21 protein-coding genes are annotated in these 17,264 nt (G+C 42.8%); 19 read left to right on the top strand and 2 right to left on the bottom strand.

What is annotated here, in order from left to right; all coding sequences use genetic code 11:
- The first annotated feature begins 84 nt into the window (after nt 1-84).
- The 3 genes from A5877_RS04010 to ytpR all read left to right on the top strand — a co-directional run bounded on the left by A5877_RS04010 (nt 85) and on the right by ytpR (nt 1,766).
- A complete protein-coding gene (locus A5877_RS04010; protein ID WP_008379116.1) occupies nt 85-405 on the top strand; it encodes a thioredoxin family protein in 321 nt (106 codons plus the stop codon).
- A gap of 12 nt (nt 406-417) precedes the next feature.
- Nucleotides 418-879 carry a universal stress protein gene (locus A5877_RS04005; RefSeq protein ID WP_008379114.1) on the top strand — a complete coding sequence of 154 codons (462 nt, stop codon included), beginning with the start codon at nt 418-420 and terminating at the stop codon, nt 877-879.
- Between the two features lie 272 nt (nt 880-1,151).
- Nucleotides 1,152-1,766, top strand: a complete 615-nt coding sequence (gene ytpR, locus A5877_RS04000) for a YtpR family tRNA-binding protein (protein ID WP_005234600.1) — start codon at nt 1,152-1,154, stop codon at nt 1,764-1,766.
- Between the two features lie 67 nt (nt 1,767-1,833).
- Here ytpR and A5877_RS03995 read toward each other — a convergent pair whose 3' ends face one another.
- Nucleotides 1,834-3,138, bottom strand: a complete 1,305-nt coding sequence (locus tag A5877_RS03995) for a S1C family serine protease (protein WP_008379110.1) — start codon at nt 3,136-3,138, stop codon at nt 1,834-1,836.
- 373 nt (nt 3,139-3,511) lie between these two features.
- On the opposite strand from A5877_RS03995, the gene rlmH reads away from it, so the two are divergent.
- The 7 genes from rlmH to A5877_RS03965 all read left to right on the top strand — a co-directional run bounded on the left by rlmH (nt 3,512) and on the right by A5877_RS03965 (nt 7,188).
- Nucleotides 3,512-3,991 (top strand): 23S rRNA (pseudouridine(1915)-N(3))-methyltransferase RlmH, encoded by a 480-nt coding sequence (rlmH, locus tag A5877_RS03990; protein WP_008379108.1) that lies wholly within the window; start codon nt 3,512-3,514, stop codon nt 3,989-3,991.
- Nucleotides 3,992-4,056: 65 nt separating this feature from the next.
- Nucleotides 4,057-4,794, top strand: coding sequence for a tRNA pseudouridine(38-40) synthase TruA (gene truA / locus A5877_RS03985; protein ID WP_005225435.1), 738 nt, complete (start codon nt 4,057-4,059; stop codon nt 4,792-4,794).
- 42 nt (nt 4,795-4,836) lie between these two features.
- A complete protein-coding gene (gene map, locus A5877_RS03980; RefSeq protein WP_005234612.1) occupies nt 4,837-5,595 on the top strand; it encodes a type I methionyl aminopeptidase in 759 nt (252 codons plus the stop codon).
- Nucleotides 5,596-5,682: 87 nt separating this feature from the next.
- The gene (locus A5877_RS17060) at nt 5,683-5,781 is read left to right on the top strand and encodes a type I toxin-antitoxin system Fst family toxin (protein WP_074534955.1); all 99 of its coding nucleotides are present in this window, start codon (nt 5,683-5,685) and stop codon (nt 5,779-5,781) included.
- A gap of 345 nt (nt 5,782-6,126) precedes the next feature.
- Complete coding sequence (locus A5877_RS03975) at nt 6,127-6,294, top strand: PTS glucose transporter subunit IIA (protein ID WP_016621416.1); 168 nt, start codon at nt 6,127-6,129, stop codon at nt 6,292-6,294.
- 259 nt (nt 6,295-6,553) lie between these two features.
- Nucleotides 6,554-6,844, top strand: coding sequence for a PbsX family transcriptional regulator (locus A5877_RS03970; protein ID WP_176273416.1), 291 nt, complete (start codon nt 6,554-6,556; stop codon nt 6,842-6,844).
- Nucleotides 6,838-7,188 (top strand): type II toxin-antitoxin system PemK/MazF family toxin, encoded by a 351-nt coding sequence (locus A5877_RS03965; RefSeq protein ID WP_008379101.1) that lies wholly within the window; start codon nt 6,838-6,840, stop codon nt 7,186-7,188. The genes A5877_RS03970 and A5877_RS03965 overlap by 7 nt, the downstream gene beginning before the upstream one ends.
- A 315-nt stretch (nt 7,189-7,503) precedes the next feature.
- Here the strand turns inward: A5877_RS03965 and A5877_RS03955 are convergent, their stop codons facing one another.
- Entirely contained in the window at nt 7,504-7,929 is a 426-nt protein-coding gene (locus A5877_RS03955) for an AsnC family transcriptional regulator (RefSeq protein WP_086316419.1), read from the bottom strand.
- Between the two features lie 102 nt (nt 7,930-8,031).
- On the opposite strand from A5877_RS03955, the gene A5877_RS03950 reads away from it, so the two are divergent.
- The 9 genes from A5877_RS03950 (at nt 8,032) to A5877_RS03900 (ending at nt 17,174) form a co-directional block, all read left to right on the top strand.
- Entirely contained in the window at nt 8,032-8,577 is a 546-nt protein-coding gene (locus tag A5877_RS03950; protein ID WP_176273414.1) for a cysteine hydrolase family protein, read from the top strand.
- Nucleotides 8,578-8,890: 313 nt separating this feature from the next.
- Nucleotides 8,891-9,814, top strand: a complete 924-nt coding sequence (gene msrA / locus A5877_RS03940) for a peptide-methionine (S)-S-oxide reductase MsrA (protein ID WP_086316418.1) — start codon at nt 8,891-8,893, stop codon at nt 9,812-9,814.
- A 348-nt stretch (nt 9,815-10,162) separates the two neighbouring features.
- Nucleotides 10,163-11,524: a hypothetical protein gene (locus A5877_RS03935; RefSeq protein ID WP_005225442.1), complete on the top strand. Its 1,362-nt coding sequence runs from the start codon at nt 10,163-10,165 to the stop codon at nt 11,522-11,524.
- A gap of 16 nt (nt 11,525-11,540) precedes the next feature.
- Nucleotides 11,541-12,764 (top strand): amidohydrolase family protein, encoded by a 1,224-nt coding sequence (locus A5877_RS03930; protein WP_086316417.1) that lies wholly within the window; start codon nt 11,541-11,543, stop codon nt 12,762-12,764.
- Between the two features lie 246 nt (nt 12,765-13,010).
- Nucleotides 13,011-13,418 (top strand): helix-turn-helix domain-containing protein, encoded by a 408-nt coding sequence (locus A5877_RS03925; protein WP_086316416.1) that lies wholly within the window; start codon nt 13,011-13,013, stop codon nt 13,416-13,418.
- Between the two features lie 322 nt (nt 13,419-13,740).
- Nucleotides 13,741-14,319 carry an LOG family protein gene (locus A5877_RS03920; protein WP_086316415.1) on the top strand — a complete coding sequence of 193 codons (579 nt, stop codon included), beginning with the start codon at nt 13,741-13,743 and terminating at the stop codon, nt 14,317-14,319.
- On the top strand, nt 14,316-14,651 hold the full coding sequence (locus A5877_RS03915; protein ID WP_016613630.1) for a nucleoside 2-deoxyribosyltransferase: 336 nt from the start codon (nt 14,316-14,318) through the stop codon (nt 14,649-14,651). The genes A5877_RS03920 and A5877_RS03915 overlap by 4 nt, the downstream gene beginning before the upstream one ends.
- A 114-nt stretch (nt 14,652-14,765) precedes the next feature.
- Nucleotides 14,766-15,476, top strand: coding sequence for a deoxynucleoside kinase (locus A5877_RS03910; RefSeq protein WP_034872337.1), 711 nt, complete (start codon nt 14,766-14,768; stop codon nt 15,474-15,476).
- Between the two features lie 648 nt (nt 15,477-16,124).
- Nucleotides 16,125-17,174 carry an FUSC family protein gene (locus tag A5877_RS03900; protein WP_005234658.1) on the top strand — a complete coding sequence of 350 codons (1,050 nt, stop codon included), beginning with the start codon at nt 16,125-16,127 and terminating at the stop codon, nt 17,172-17,174.
- The last annotated feature ends 90 nt before the right edge of the window (nt 17,175-17,264 follow it).

Below are 17,264 nucleotides of genomic sequence, written 5' to 3'. Positions count from 1 at the left end.
TCTGCAGGGGTTCTGAGACCAGCATGTCAGTTGGTAGTCCCTGAAAGAAAGGTGTATACTTAAAGAAAAGAAAGTGGTGAGTATTTGATTATTCCAAAAGATTTAGCAGAGTTAGCAACATATGTGGAGAAAGGCAAAAATGTCTTCTTTTTCACCGCCGATTGGTGTGGCGATTGTCGATATATCAAACCGCAATTGCCTGAGATCGAAGCGGATTTTCCAGCGCTTCAGTTTATCGAAGTCGACCGTGATGAATACATGGATGTAGCGGTTGAATGGAACATTTTTGGTATTCCTAGCCTCGTCGTTATCGAAGACGGCAAGGAGCTGGGACGGTTAGTCAACAAGGATCGCAAAACCAAAGAAGAGATCGAAGCCTTTTTAACCAGCGTACAATCAGCATAGGAGGGGAAAAAGATGGAAGCACAAAGATATCAAAACATTTTAGTAGGGATCGATGGTTCAGAACAAGCGATGTCAGCCTTCAAAAAAGCAGTGGAAGTCGCTCGTCGAAATCAAGGGAAGGTCTATGCTGCAACGATCATCGATCAGCAAGTGCCGACCATGATGGGCTATGCACCTTTGGATAGTTCCATCTTAGAACAAGAAAAAGATACGGCGAAAAATCTGATCGACGACTGCAAAGCCTACGCAAAATCAGTGGATTTTGATCTAGTAGAAGGCATCGTCGCTTACGGCTCCATCAAAGACGCCCTTGCCACCCAATTACCGGATCAATACGACATCGATTTGATCATGGTGGGGCAATCCGGGCTGAACGCCGTGGAACGCTTCATGATGGGGAGTGTCGCCAGCTTCGTTATCCGTGAAGCCCGGTGCGACGTGCTGATCGTATCACCCGAAGAAACCAAAGCGTAAGGTCATTTTGGAAAAAATAAGCTTGTCGTTGCCGTGTTCTTTTCCATAGTTTGCATGGTAGTAACAAGTGACAAAAGGAAGTTCCTGAGAACCAGCGGTTTTGCTCGCTAGTGAAGCATTGTCTTTAGCAAATGAGCAGTAGCTGGTTTTCAGGCTTTTTTGTCTTTGAAAATAACTAGAATTTCAAGGAAAACAAAGAAATTCCATGACGGATGCCGAAAAATTTGATAAGATTATGGGCGGAATGTGTAAGTACCTAAGGAGGAAAAAACGTGATTTTTGCTTATAACAAAGAATATGTCAGTGATACACTGCTTGCCATCACAGCAGATGATAAAGGATTAGAACAAACCGTCGAACGAAAAGGCAATGTTGCCCAAATCAAAAATGAAGAAGGTACGATCGTTGGCTGGAACTTTTTTGCGATCTCAGAAGTGATGACGATCGAAGGCCGTGGTCAAGTGACGTTGACGAAAGAACAAATCCAACAATTGAACACCATGATCAAAGAAGCAGGATTCAGCGAAGAACTGCCTGCAGATACGGAACCAAAAATCGTCGTTGGCTATGTGAAATCTTGTGTAGAACATCCAGACAGCGACCATCTTTCTATCACGGAAACAGAAGTTGGAGATGGGAAAGTCTTGCAAATCGTCTGTGGCGCTGCCAATATTCGTAAAGGATTGAAAGTCGTTGTCGCAAAACCTGGCGCAATGATGCCGGATGGCTTGATGATTTGGCCGGGGACACTTCGTGGCGTAGAAAGCTTCGGAATGATCTGTTCTGCTAAAGAACTACATTTAGAAGGTGCCCCAATGAAAAAAGGCATCCTTGAGCTGCCTCAAGATGCCGTTGTAGGTGAAGCTTTTCCAGTCGGTAAAGCCTAAAAAATGAACTGCCGCTTCCTGTTTTTGCGGCAGTTCATTTTTTGATTGTTTCGATTGGTTTTGGTGATTAGTTGCTGCTGTCTGTTGATTGTTCGTTGATCGATGTATCAACGGAAAGTTTTACTTCTGCTGTTTTTTCTTCATCGCCACGATAGAAGGTTACAGTGATCGTGTCACCGACTTTGTGTTTGTACAACGCAGATTGCAGATCCGTTGTGGTGCTGACTTCTGTATCATCGATTTTCGTGATAACGTCATATTGTTGCAATCCTGCTTGTTCTGCTGGTGTTGCATTGTTGACTGAGTAGATCACAACGCCTGAAGTTACAGATGAAGGAACTTTCAAGATTTGTTCTTGTTGTTGTGATGTGATTGAACCTAAATCAATCGTTTGGATCCCTAGTGCAGGGCGAACCACTTTGCCGTCTGCTTCTAGTTGATTGATGATTTCAACGACATCGTTACTTGGGATCGCAAAGCCCATCCCTTCGACACTAACGCCTGAAGCAGAGCCCGAGGTGCTGGCGATTTTACTTGAGTTGATCCCAATCACTTGACCATCAACGTTGATCAGTGGACCACCTGAGTTCCCTGGGTTGATCGCCGCATCCGTTTGGATCGCATTGATACTGATCGTACCACCAGATTCGTTTTGGCTTGTTACTTGACGATTCAAGGAAGACACGATCCCTTGTGTCACAGAGTTTGCATAGTCAGAGCCTAGAGGAGAACCGATCGCGATTGCTGGTTCGCCGACTTTCAAGGCACTTGAATCGCCAAATGTTGCGGCAGTTGTAACTTTTTCAGAAGAGATTTTTAAGACGGCTAAGTCTGTGTAAGAATCGGTACCTACCAATTCAGCTTTGACTTTTGTACCATCTGCTAAGACAACTTCCAAACCATCTTGACCTTCAACTACGTGGTTGTTGGTTACGACATAGGCATCGTCGCCATCGATTTTGTAGATGACACCACTCCCTTCAGAAGAAGCTTCTAAGGCGCTGTCGTCTTCGCTTTGGCTATCGCCTTCACTTTGTCCACCTTGCTGACCAAAGAGGCTGTTCCAGTCGTTGCTTTGACTTTGTTGTAGATTAATGATGGAAACCACCGAATCTTGTACTTTTTCAACTGCCTCAGTGACATCGCTAGTCACATCAAGTTTTACATTGGATACTTGGGTTTGTCCGTTAGAATCTTGGACCCCGCTGTTGGTCGTGGTTTCTGGTGTTGAAGTCAAGGATGAACCCATTGCCAGATACAGACCGCCGAAGGTCAATAATCCGCCGACCATACCGCCTAAAATCCCAATACCTAATCGTTTTAATAAACCAGGAGAAGTTTTCTTACCTGGTGTGACATATTTTCTTGCCATTACTATTTCCCCCTTAATGAATAATTCGTTATAATCAGTATATTCCTTCTATCTGAGATTAGTCTACTAAGAGATTTTGAAAAAAATATGAAGAAGTTGCGTAAGAATCTGTTTCAAACGATGAAATTTTCTTCGCAAGACCCGTTCATTTTTGAATAAAAATAGCAGAGAAATCTGGGGAGGAGCAAAGGTTTTTTTATCCACAGTGTGTGGACAATCTTGATGGGGTTGGTTGGGTGGATGAAGAAATCATTGAATTGTCCCAGTTTTATAGATAAGATAGAAGAATTTCAAAGAAAGTCAAAGTGTGTAAAAGGTTGTGGATAGCATTGTCCACATTTTCATAAAATAAGGGGATAACGAGGAGGAACCTATGAAAATCAAAATCGTCACAGTAGGAAAACTAAAAGAAAAGTACCTCGTTCAAGGAATCAACGAGTACGCCAAACGATTGGGGGCATACGCAAAGCTTGAGTTTGTCGAAGTACCAGATGAAAAAGCGCCAGAAACCTTGAGTGAAGCCCAAATGCTGCAAATCAAAGAAAAAGAAGGCCAGCGCATTTTAGCCAAAATCAAAGACACCGAATATGTCTTTGCCTTAGCAATCGAAGGCACCAATCCCACCAGCGAAGCCTTCGCCAAACAAATCGATCAACTCGGCATCCAAGGAAAAAGCCAACTGACCTTCGTCATCGGCGGCTCCCTAGGCTTAAGCCAAGAAGTCATGACTCGCAGTGATGCCAAAATCTCCTTTGGCAAAATGACCTACCCCCACCAACTCATGAAACTGATCTTATTGGAGCAGATTTATCGCGCGTATCGAATCAATACGGGAGCGCCGTATCATAAGTAAATATCTTAAGCAGTATAATAGAAAAAATTAACCACCGGTACTACCGGTAAAAAGGAGCAACAACCATGCGAAATATCAAATTAACGATTGAATATGACGGCAAGCGCTACTTAGGGTGGCAACGACTAGGAGATTCTGAAAAAACGATCCAAGAAAAAGTTGAAGGGGTCATCAAATTATTGACGGGAGAAGAAATTGAGATCGTGGGTTCTGGTAGAACCGATGCGGGCACGCATGCTCGAGGACAAGTGGCAAATTTCAAGACGACCCATCAAATGAGTTTGCCAGAGATGCAGCAGTTCTTTAACCGCTATTTGCCGCAAGACATCGTTGTCAACAAGATTGAAGAAGTGCCTGAACGATTCCATGCACGCTATCACGCTAAAGGCAAGCAATACAGCTATTATGTTTGGAACAACGCGATCCCATCGGTCTTTGCTCGCAATACCAGTTTTCATTGCCCGCAGCCCCTTGATTTGGAAAAAATGCAGCAAGCGGCTGAGAAGTTGATCGGCACCCATGATTTTATTGGCTTTTCTGCGTTGAAAAAATCAAAAAAATCAACGGTGCGCACAATCGATGAAATCACTATCACACCAGAAGGCGACCTATTGCGGTTTACCTTCAAAGGCAACGGCTTTTTGCATAAAATGGTCCGAATCTTGACAGGCACACTGATTGCCATTGGCGATGGCACGCTACCGCCAGAAGTGATCGATCAAGTGTTAGCCGATAAAGTACGACAAGCAGCTGGTGAAACAGTGCCTTCTCATGGCTTATTTCTAGATGAGGTGTATTATTAAAAGAAACATGGTAATGGCTATTTAAGGAAAGGAGATCATCTATTGATCACATTAAAATCCCCACGAGAGATCGAACAAATGAAAACTTCTGGTCGTATCTTGGCAAGTATTCACGAGCAGCTACGGGAAAAAATCGTTCCCGGTATCACCACGAACCAAATCAACGCCTTTGTCCATCAACAGATAGAAGCTGCAGGGGCAACAGCCGCGCAAATCGGGTTTGAAGGGTATGAATTTGCGACGTGTATCAGTGTCAATGAAGAGATTTGTCATGGTTTCCCTTCAGAATATGTTTTAAAATCAGGCGATGTCGTCAAAGTCGATTTTTGTGTCGATTACAAAGGAGCAATCTCTGACAGCTGTTGGACATATGCTGTAGGAGAGATTTCGCCAGAACATCAAGCACTGATGGAAGTAACGAAAGAAGCCTTGATGAGAGGCATCGAGCAAGCACAGGTTGGCAACCGAGTCGGCGATATTGGTTATGCGATACAAAGCTTCGCTGAAGAAAAAGGATATGGTGTCGTGCGGGACTTTATTGCTCACGGCATTGGCCCAACCATTCATGAAGAACCATTCTTTCCTCATTTCGGGTTACCTGGTAAAGGAATTCGTTTGAAAGAGGGCATGACGATCACCATCGAACCGATGATCACGACCGGCACTTGGCGCATGAAGATGGACCCAAACGGCTGGACAGCACGCACGATTGACGGGAGCTATTGTGCCCAATATGAACATTCGATCGCCATCACCAAAGAAGGTCCAGTCATCATGACGTTGCAAAAGGAAGAAACGTGAACATCACTTAATGTCTTTGAAAAATAACTGTGTGTAATTTCCGTAACATGAATACTTTCTACTCCCCCTGTGGAGGGTATAGTGTATATGATTTATCTATCGTTGGTTGTCGCACCAATTGTTGTTGGTATAGTCATCGAACTATTTTCTCACTGGTTGGATGAGAAAGACAAAGACGATAACTAAGCAAGTTGCTATCCAACTCACATGCTAGCAGTCGCAACTAGCATAAACAAGGCGCTCCCTTTCGTCGCGGTTAGGGAGCGCCTTTGTGCTGTAGTGCTATAAACTTTCTATCGTTTCGCAAGGTTATTATATCACAGGGAAAATAAAAAACTACCCGTGATATCCACTCGAATAGATAAAGAAAACCTAATAAATTTGAAATTTAATTACCTCTACTTCTATTTTCCGAAATATGGATGGTAACCCCCACTTGAGGTATTACCGTGAAAAAAATAGTCTATAGTGGGAGTTATTGTTTTCTCTTTTTTTTAAATAGAGAAAAATTTAAATTAGGTGTACATGTAAGTGATAAATTCGGATAAAGTAAACGACCCAGTATTTTCTGATAAAGCCATGGGTGACGGTTTTGCAGGTATTCCTATTGAAGAAATTGTTGGCTCCCTGATTAGTGGGAAAGTTAACTATTTTTTCGAACTAGCTATGCTATCGAATATAGAACACATGAAGGAATAAGTAGGGGAGGGACAGCAATCCCTGTTGTTTACTACTTACTTGCATCCAAATATTGTTAATACCTAAAGTGTGTATCAACGTGGTTATAATCAAATCGTTTATGTCAGTCATTGTCCTGCAATTTGACATTTTGGTATACTACAAATTTTTATTAGCACAGCAGTGTAAACTTGTAAGAACAATTCTTTTTAAATGAATTTAGGTGAATCGACCAAAAAGGATAATTATGTATATACTCTGTCGCAATATATGTTATACTATGTATATACAGAAAGAGGTGTCGCGCATGGAAATGCTACCTATAAAAAAATGGGGCAATAGTAACGGTCTTAGATTGCCAAAGTACATTATGGAGTATCTTGGCATTCATACAGATGACAAAGTGAAGATAATACAAGAAGAAGTAAACGGGCATAAACGGCTAATCATCGAAGCAGCAAATTTAGAAAACGAGTTAACGATTGAAGAGTTATTTGAGAATTACACTGCTGAGAAAAATCATGTGGAAATTCAACATTTAGGTGAAGCAGTAGGGAATGAAAAATGGTAAGAAAACCTAGACAAGGTGATATTTTGTTATTGGATACAGCTCCTCGTTCTGGACATGAACAAACGGGAAAAAGACCCTATATTGTTTTAAGTCATGACATGATTGCAAATTATAGTAACGTTGCCACCGTTGCTCCAATTTCTAGTACAAGTAGAAATTATCCGTTATATGTAAGTATTAATCCAGATTATGGAATGAAGACAACAGGAAAAGTATTGTTGGATCAATTAACGACAATTGATTATGAAGCCAGAGCATGTGTTTTTTTGGAAAAAGCGCATGAGCACTTGGTTGATGAGTTATTGATAAAAGTTAGAACAGTATTTCAAAAAGTAAGTAGATAAAAACAGCATGATCATCTAATCGATGTTGACCATGCTGTTTTCTTTTATTCTATAAACGCTTTGTCTCGTAACATTATACTCCATTGCAATCTTTAAGATACTAGCTCTATTCCCGTGATCCTGAACGATACTTTTATAAACAAGGCAATGGGGGCGCTTTTGTGTTTGCACTAGCAGTCTTAATACTTTATGCTTGGCGATGTTTGAATTCGGCACGCTGCTGCTGGGCATCATTGCGAAAATTTCGACGATCAAGACTTTGATGAATATATCAAGGAATCTAATGGATGTAGGACTAGCCCACAGCGTCTAACATCAATCATCCCCATGATTGAGTTTGTCAGCCACAAAGGTTTCTACACTATACCTGCCCCATTTTGAGAGACTCTCTATAAACAAAGGGAAGGTTACATCTGTAAAATGACTGACCAAGAGATAACAAGCTTGACCTGAAACTTTATGAAAGACCTCAATTTCTTTGTATTGATTCACGAAGGCTTCAAAAGCTGTAAAGCGATTTGAATCCATAAAAAATCGGATATATTGCGTACTTGGGTAGTTTACTACAATACTAAATCGCTGAATGATTCCCTCATCTTGCAATTTCAAGATCCGATTGCCCACGCCTTGTCCCGTCAGGTGGACCATTTCGCCGATTTCTTTGTTCGATAATTTGCTGTTTTGTTTCAGGATAGCTAGGATTTGTTCATCAATGATGTCCATAAGGGTTCCTCCTTTCATAATGAAAGTAAATTGACTTTATCTTTTTCAAGAGACGCTTTGTTGTACGGTCATGTGTATTTATACTGGATTATAACAAATAAGAAAAGAAATGGTGATTCTATGAAAAAAGCTTTAGTAATTATTGATGTCCAAAATGACTATTTTAAAGAAGGAAGAATGGCCCTTCATTCCCCTGAACAGGCGCTTGCGAACATAAATAAACTAGAAGCGTCTTTTATCGAAAAGCAACTCCCGATCATCTATATCCAACACATCAACGATCAAGAAGCGGCTGATTTTTTTGAACGAGGGACCAAAGGCGTACTGCTGCATGAACATTTAAAAACAACGCATTCTTCTATTATTATCGAAAAGCACTTTCCTAACTCGTTCATTGAAACAAATTTAAAAGAGACGTTAGACTCTTTAGGTGTTCAACAAGTCATCATCACTGGGATGATGACGCATATGTGCATCGACTCAACCACAAGAGCTAGTAAAGAGCTCGGTTATCAGCCCATACTGATTTCTGATGCCACGGCAACGAAAACATTAACATTTGAAGCACACGCAATTCCTGCAGAAGCTGTTCAACGAGCGTTTTTATCGGCCTTGGAAACCTTCTCTACGGTGATGAAAACCGATGACTATTTAAACGGATTGTAGAAAAATTGCGTATTTACCAACAAAGGCAACGTTCATTTGCATTGAGTGGTTCTTGATCACTCTTTGAAATTGGCAATCCTATCTCATTCCGCTTCAATGTTTCTAAAAAAAAGAATGCCCAGTTGCGTACACACCAACGATACTGAGCTGATTCCTCAGAGGATGCATAAGAACTAATCCATACAAAAGCCAAAAACGTTCGAGGATTTCTCTCGAACGTTTTTTGGGCATCAAATTGGGCGAATCGGCGAAACTATGGTACAGTGCAACCAAACAAGGAGCGAGAGCCGCTCCTTCATGAGGCAAAGGGGCAATGGTGATGAAGCAAACAACGATGGCGTGGCTGTCAGAAATCTATAATTTGATCTTGCATCCTGGCACGAGACAGTGGGAACGAGAACAACTGGTGCAAGCGAAAAATACCTTGGAAACCCAGCTGGCGACCAAACAAAAAGCAGGCAAACACGAAAAGGAATCGTCAAATAGTCTTGAAGACCAACAGACCAGGCGGGTTTTGGAAAAACTAGAAGCGTCGTTGCGTCCTTTGGCACTGAGAAACAATCTGACCCCGAATGTCGCCGAGTTTTATCAAACAATCAGCCAGCCAGCACCGAAAAAGGCAATGAATGAAGAAACAAGCAAAGTCCAACCAGCAGAAGTTTCCGTGGAGCCGACCGAAACAGGTGGAAAAGCACAAGAAGTGGCTATTTTTGCTGGCGGCTGCTTTTGGTGTATGGTAGAGCCTTTTGAAGACCAGCCGGGCATTCTTTCCGTTTTGTCGGGGTATACTGGGGGAACAGTCCCGAATCCGACGTATGATCAAGTACTAAGTGGAACAACAGGGCATGTCGAAGCAGTAGAGATCATTTTTGATCCCAAAATCATCACCTATCAGGACTTGTTACAGTTGTATTGGCAAGTGACAGACCCGACAGATGCTTTCGGACAATTTCAAGATCGCGGCAATTTTTATCGTCCAATCATTTTCTATACGACTGCTGAGCAAGAAGTGCTTGCGCAACGAGCCAATAAGGAATTAGCACAATCTGGTTATTATCAGCAACCCATCGTGACCGAGATCCGCATGGCTGCACCCTTTTGGCCAGCGGAAAACTACCATCAAGCATTTTACAAGAAGCAGCCCAAGCGCTACCAGCGGATCAAGCGAGCGCGCAAGCAACTGATGCTTTTTTATAAACTGAAACGCTGGACAAACCGAGGGGAAAAACGATCATAGGCAGAAGATACATCAAAAAAGCGGGGCTCCGAGAAAAGGCCAGAGGATCAAATGAAGGCTCTTTTCTCCACAGGCCGCGCTTTTTTCTGCGCGTTTAGCCAATTGGATAAAAAACGAAGATTTATTTTAGAATAATGTCCAAAGAAAGCGTTAACAACAAGAATTATAATAGAGAAAGAAAAAGTGGCGAAAAAGGTCGAAAAAGCAGGCGTCTTTTGCTTGGTTCCTTTCTTCGAGGAAAGAAGGTGGGAAACACCAGAGAAAAATCAGCGGAAAAATCAATCAGCAACACCCCATAGCAACACAACATTTATTATATGAAGATTCATATAAGTTAGGAGAAATGTGATGAAAAAAAAGGGAACGTTCGTCTCACTGTTTATGGCTCTCATTCTTTTTATCTTTTCAGAAAGAACAGTGTTTGCGGCAGAAGCGATCAATGAGATCGTTGCACCAACTGGAGTCAAAGCATTTTTAGTACTGATTCCGTTAGTGTTAGTACTGGTTTTACTCTTTAAAAAAGTAGATATGATCATTGCTGGCTTGATTGCTGGGATATTGGCGATGATTATTGGCGGGATCAGTTTAGCTGAAGCCAATTCGCAACTGTTGGAAGCTATTCCGACGATGTTAAGTATTACGGTGCCAATCATCAATTCCGCTGTAGCGATGGCGGTCTTCAAAGCCGGTAGTTATACGGCAGCCTTAACCTTAGCCAAAAGAGGGACCAAAGGAAAAGTGGAATATGTGGCTGGTTTTATTGTCATCTTATTGGCAGCAGCGACTTATATGTCTGGGATCGGCGGCGGGAGTGCAATGGTGATCGCACCATTAGCATTTGCGGCGGTTGGGGTGGTACCCGAATTGATCGCAGCGATGTCGTTAGCGGCAGCTGTCTCCTTTACGACCTCTCCTGCCTCTTTGGAATCTAGTATCGTGTCTGAACTGGGCGGCTTTAGTGTCGCTTCTTATGTCGATCAAATGCGCCCATTTTGGTTGTTATTCGTTGGTTTGGCGATTTTATTGGCATTCTTCGGGACCAAGCGTCGTCATCTGGGCTTCAAAGAATCAGCCAACCAAGAGTACGAAAACAAAAGCAATGGCGAGTTATTCAAAACGACACTGCCTGCGATCTTCTTGCTTTTTGCGGTCATCTTTGGCCCGTTGATCAATGACCTGATCGGCTTTGTCCTCTTTACGCCGCTAGTTTATATGGTGGTCACGTTGGCGTTGATTTTTGTTTGTACCGACTTTTCGATGAATCAATCGGTGGAAGCGATGGTGGATGGGTCCACGTATATTTTGACCCGCTTGTTCCAAGTGGGGATCTTTTTAGCCTTCATCAACGTGATCGCTGAAACTGGGACGTTTGCTGTTATTGCCGGTGCGGCACAAAATGCCCCCGCAGCGATCGTCGTTCCCGTGGCGATCTTGACGGGTGTCTTGATTGGGATTCCCGCAGGTGCCTATGTCGGCTCCGTATTAACATTAGTGTTACCAGTTGCCGTTTCATTAGGCTTCCCAGTGTTAGCTCTTGGTTTTGTAACGATGGGGGTTGGACTCGGCAGTCAAATGAGTTTCGTCAACATTACGATGCAAGCTTTATCTTCTGGTTTCCAAATTCCGATTCTGGATGTAGTCAAAGGAAACGTGAAGTGGTTGAGTTTAGCAGCCGTATTATTATTAGTCATCGGCTTAGTGTTTGGCTGATGGATAGGAGGAAAACATGGATTTATTGATCAAACAAGCACGTCTTGAAGACGATGCAGAATTAGTAGACATTGCAATTTCAGGAGGAAAAATCACCGCAGTTGCACCCAACATTGAAGAATCAGCAGCAAAAACGATTGAGGCGAAAGGCAAAGTGGTGATCCCCGGATTGATCGAAAGCCATATCCACTTAGACAAAGCCTTGATTGCCGATCGTGAACCTAATAATTCAGGTACATTACAAGAAGCGATCCAAGTTACGGCAAAACTGAAACCGACTTTTACCGAAGAAGATATTTATGATCGAGCGAAACGTGCATTAGAAATGCTGATCGTACATGGTACGACTGCTGTTCGCACCCATGCCGAATTTGATCCGGCGCAAGGCTTCACTGGGTTTGACACCATCATGCGCTTAAAAGAAGAATACCGAGACCTGATCGACATTCAGGTCGTTGCCTTTCCGCAAGAAGGAATTTTTAAAGCACCCGGAACGGATAAAATGATGATTGAAGCGATGGAAAAAGGCGCCGATGTCGTTGGCGGCATTCCTTACAATGATGCGCCAGCCAATGAACACATCGACTTGATCTTTGAGATCGCCAAACAATTTGACAAAGACATTGACTTGCATCAGGATTTTGCTGACGAAGCAGACGATACATCGATCGTCTACCTGTGTGAAAAAACCATCGCAGAAGGCTACCAAGGTCGGGTATCTGTAGGACATTTGACTGCGCTGCACGCTATGGAACCGGATCAGCTGGCAGAAGTTATCGATTTGATGGTCAAAGCCCAAATCAATGTGATGCCGTTGCCTGCGACCGACTTACACTTAGGTGCTAGAAATGATGCCTACAACGTTCGTCGTGCCGTTACGCCGATTCGCAAATTACGTGATGCCGGTGTGAATATTTGCTTAGGCAGCAACAATATTCGTAACGCCTTTACGCCCTATGGCAACGGTGATTTGATTCAAATCGCTATGTTGACTGTGCCAGTGGCGCATTTAGGCGGCGCCGATGACCTGCCGACAGTCTTGCCAATGATTACGACCAATACCGCCAAAGCATTAAATATCAAAGACTATGGGATCGCTGTTGGCAACCGCGCAGATTTGATTCTTTTAGATACCCAGAGAAAAGCCGATGTGCTGATCGATATTCCTGAACGTTTAGTGGTCATCAAAAATGGCCGCATCACCGTGGAAGTCAAAAAAGAAGTGACGATCCACCGTTAACAACAGGTCATGTTTTCTCAAGTAGTACGATTTATTCGTGCTACTTTTTTTGTCGTAATATAGTCGAAATAAAAAAATCATTTTCTAGTCATTTGTTCTTTTTTCATCTATGATAGAAAGAAAACCGCTATCACGGAGAGTTCGTTTAAGAAAATCCTGTCAAAACTGTTTGACAACGCCATGATATCAATGGATTTGAGCAGAAACCACAGCAGGTCTGCGTTAAGGTAGAAGAAGGAGGCCAAGATGACGATTGGGGAAGCATTAAAGAACCATCGAGTCACACAGCAAATGAGCCAAGAAGAAGTAGCGACAAAAATTTTAGTGACCCGTACATCGATCTCAAATTGGGAAACCGGCAAGACGGTACCAGACAGTTTGAATTTATTGAAACTGAGTACCCTTTATGGGTGCAGTGTCGATGAGCTATTAAAAAAGGAGCGAGCAGGAATGAAAAAGAGCTTTCGTACGATGACCTATGGTGCTGGATTGAAAGACGGAACGATGCGTTTGAAAATCGAGACTGATGCCAGCAAGTTTTTCCCACGAGGGGTTGAAGTCAAAGCATCCGTCGATTTAGAAACAGGAGAAGTGACCTTTTTTGTCGAGCAAGAGGATTTGAAAAAGCTGAAAGCAGCCACCGACGAAAAATAATTTTTTTATACAGATTTTTGCTAAATTTTGCTTGGACAAGAGAAAAAAAGTGATGGATAAAAAAACACGAGCCTAGCTGCATCGTGTTTTTTTATGTGGGATGAAAGAGGGATGAGGCAATCGATGGAAGCTGATTCTGTTTTTTCTTGTCTGCTATTTTCAAGATTTGTAACGATTAAGGAAAAGCGAAAAGATGTAAACGGCTATATACAATATATAGTGAATAGATCGATTTTTATCAAAATGACGCACAATATGTAGTGTTTACTTTTTTAAGGGATTGTGTAAAATAGCAGATGTAGTGAAGAAGGAGCTGTTGTTTTTGAGAGTAACTGTATGTTGCGGCACCCATTTAGAAAATGAGAAAAAGTTGGCAAAGACCGCTCGTGCCATCGGCAATGCCTTAGCAAAAAATCACATCGAGTTGGTTTATTGCGGCCCTTTGGCTGGCTTGATGAGGGAGATCGTGAAAGGGGTCTTTGAAAAAGAAGGCGCAGTGACGGGGATCTATCCATCAGGTTCCTTTGCAGAAGATTTGCCGCCAATTGTCACTGGGTCAAGCACATACACTGAGTTCTATACGGATACGAGGGAGGAACAAACGCAACAATTGCTGGAAATGAGCGATGCCTACCTTGTATTACCTGGTGGATTTGGTACACTAGAGGAGTTGTCATCAGCATGCTCTTTTATGACTCTTGGGCCATTATCAGGCAAGCCGATCAGTGTGTTGATGACCGAAGGCTTGAAGGATGGACTGAATCCGCTGCAAACTATGTTCGAAGCTTCCAGCTTTGCTTGGGCTGAACTGCCGGAACCGCTCTTTGTCCTATCTGACGTTGAGACGTTGATCCAGCGATTAGCGGAGAAGGGTTCAAAAAAGGAGTGCTTGGCAGGATGAAGCAGGTCTATTTAGCTGGACCGTTTTTTTCAAACGAACCAATCGCACGACTCAATCAAGCAGAAAGCAGTTTAGCTGAGGACCCGCAGCCCTTGGCGGTCTATGCGCCGCGCTTGTATCAAAAAAGTTCATCTGAACCCTATACACCGGAATGGGCGAGAGAAGTTTTTGAAAAAGACATGCTGGAATTGACACGAGCCGACGTCGTCGTTGCCGTTTTGGATTACCATGAAGGAATCACTGATCCGGGAACAGCCTTTGAAATCGGCGCAGCACACGTACGAAATAAACCAGTGATCGCTTTTCAGGAAAAGCCGCGGCGGTCAATCTGATGTTGACGGAGTCGGTGCAAGCGTATTTGACTGATCTGGCGGCACGAACAACGTATGATTTTGAAGAGATGGCGCACCGAGCATTTGTCGGTGACTATATTTAATAAAGGATGGATGAATGTGTTATTAATCGCAGGTACGATCGGGGCAGGAAAAAGCAGTTTGACTGATTTTTTATCGAAGGAAATGGCGTCGAAGCCTTTTTATGAAAACGTGGAGGACAACGATGTTCTGCCATTGTTTTATTCCAATCCAGAACGATACGCTTTTTTATTGCAGATTTTTTTCTTAAACAAAAGTTTTTTAGGGATGCGGGAAGCGTTATCGAATGATGACAATGTCATTGACCGCTCCATCTATGAGGACAGTTTGATGTTTCATCTAAATGCGGATCTAGGTCGCATCGCACCGATGGAGGTCGAACAATACGATAACCTGTTGAATACGATGCTGCGGGAATTGGAAGAATCGGCGCCGTTGAAACATCCAGATTTAATGGTTCATATTAAGGTTTCCTTGGATACAATGATTGAACGGATCAATAAACGTGGGCGTTCCTATGAACAAATTGCCAATGATCCGACATTGTATGACTATTACAAAGAATTGAATCAGCGATACGATGAATGGTATGAAAACTTTGATGTCTGTCCGAAAATGCAAATTGATGGGGATCAATTGGACTTTGTTGCCAATGAAGACAATCTCATGGTGATCCTCGAGATGATTCAAGAAAAATTGGTGGAAGTCCGTCAGACCCATGGCAAAGGCCACTATTGTACGAACAAAGCCATCGCAAAAGGTGATTTTTCCAAGAAAAATTAAAGCAGAGAAGCAACCGATGATTCTTGCCAGTTGGTTGAAAGAGCACTCGTCCCTGTCAGCTTTTTTATGATTAATCGAAGTGCTTGAAAACGGCGATTCTACAGGATTATAGAGCAATTCTCGTTGTCAAACCAATCATTCAATGGCGTTTGCAGTAAACAAAAGAAAATTGGTCAGCACTGAAGACGCCGTTTTCGGTGCTTTAGTGTTTCAATTATCTATTGAGAGAAATATTCGCGCCAGACACCAGCAACAAAGGTAATGACTCGTGTCGGTGTATCAAGAGTCTGTCCATGTGATCACTAGGGTGAGACACTAGCTGATTGAGTGCATCAAGTGTTATTCTAACGGGTGAATGCTGCGAAATACTAATAGTTGATACAATCACCAGCACTTCATTGAAGAATATTTTGCCTAAAGGTAGAGAGATTCGCTTGTAGTCTATTGCCAAGCGAATGCTTCTCTTTTTTTATTGGTATGGGCTGTTTTGTGCCAGCGTATGATTTGATCAAGAAAACATCGATACGATTATATCGAAAAGTTTCTGAAAAAAATTTGCATATTCATCTTTTGCTCCGTATACTAGTTTAGGACGTTGTTTATAAAACGCTGTATCATCGTACATATTTTTTTGATAGGAGGAATTGCATGAAAGACAAACGAAAAGTCTTGCGTCCGTTAGGATCAGGGTTTGCGATGGCGGTTCCTTTGTTTATAGGGATCCTTGTTCAGGACCCTTTGATAAGTTCTGTGGGGGCGATGGGGGCTTTTTCATACTTAGCTTTTCAACATCGGTCCCTTTTTTATAATCTGCGCGCCATTTTGACCCACGGGGCGGCGTTGCTGCTGGCCTTTATTTTAGGCGCTGGGACAGCACTGATTCCTTGGAGCGCGCCTTTTATTATCGGTGCTTTATCGTTTTCCGCGTTTTTGTTGTCAAAAGTGATGCGGATCCCCAAGCCGGATTATTTCTTCGTGTTGATGCTTTATGCCACCGGCTTTAACTTTCACGCCGCTCATCTTGGAGAAATCTTGCACCACAGTTCCTATTTGCTTTACGGCATCGCAGGCTCATTGCTTGCTGGACTGGTGATTTCGTTAGCTGAACAGCTACCGTTGAAAGAAGAAAAAACGGCCTTTCAACAACTGAGCTTGCACGAGAAATATTCGCTGGCATTATCTCAGCAACCAGAAATGGTCATCAAAGCACTGCACTTTTCTTTGATATTGTTTATTGCGACCTACATTGCCTATCTGTTGCGGGACAGCAACGGGTATTGGATCTTGATTTCCGCTGCTGCCGTATTGGCAGGGGAACATATGGAAAAAATCAAAAATCGCACGATCGGCAGGGTACTGGGAGGAATCGTAGGGCTGCTGCTGGGTTTCTTATTGATGTCCTTGCATATGCCCCTTGAAGCGATCGCAGTTGTCTTGATCATTCTAAACATATTGACGGAGTTTTTTATGCCAGTCAATTATACCGTTGCTAATTTCTTTACCAACCCACAAGTCCTGCTGTTAATGACGATCGGTACTAGTTTTACGCCACTGAAATTGATCCCATTGCGTTTTTCAGGGGCATTGATTGGCAGCGTGCTGGCAATGCTGTTGATCTTTCTAATGGATTGGGCAGTAAAGCAAATGGAGCAAGCGCTGGGAAATAAGCCAGAAGACACGACGGATCAAACACAATAGAATGCACCATCATCGAAAAGCAAGAGCAGCTGCTCTTGCTTTTTTTGCATCTGATCCTCTATCTAAACGTTTTCTCCATCGGATAGGAAA

Source organism: Enterococcus sp. 3C7_DIV0644, assembly GCF_002141235.1.
Taxonomy (GTDB): domain Bacteria; phylum Bacillota; class Bacilli; order Lactobacillales; family Enterococcaceae; genus Enterococcus_D; species Enterococcus_D entomosocium.
This window is presented reverse-complemented; position numbering and strand designations above follow the sequence as displayed.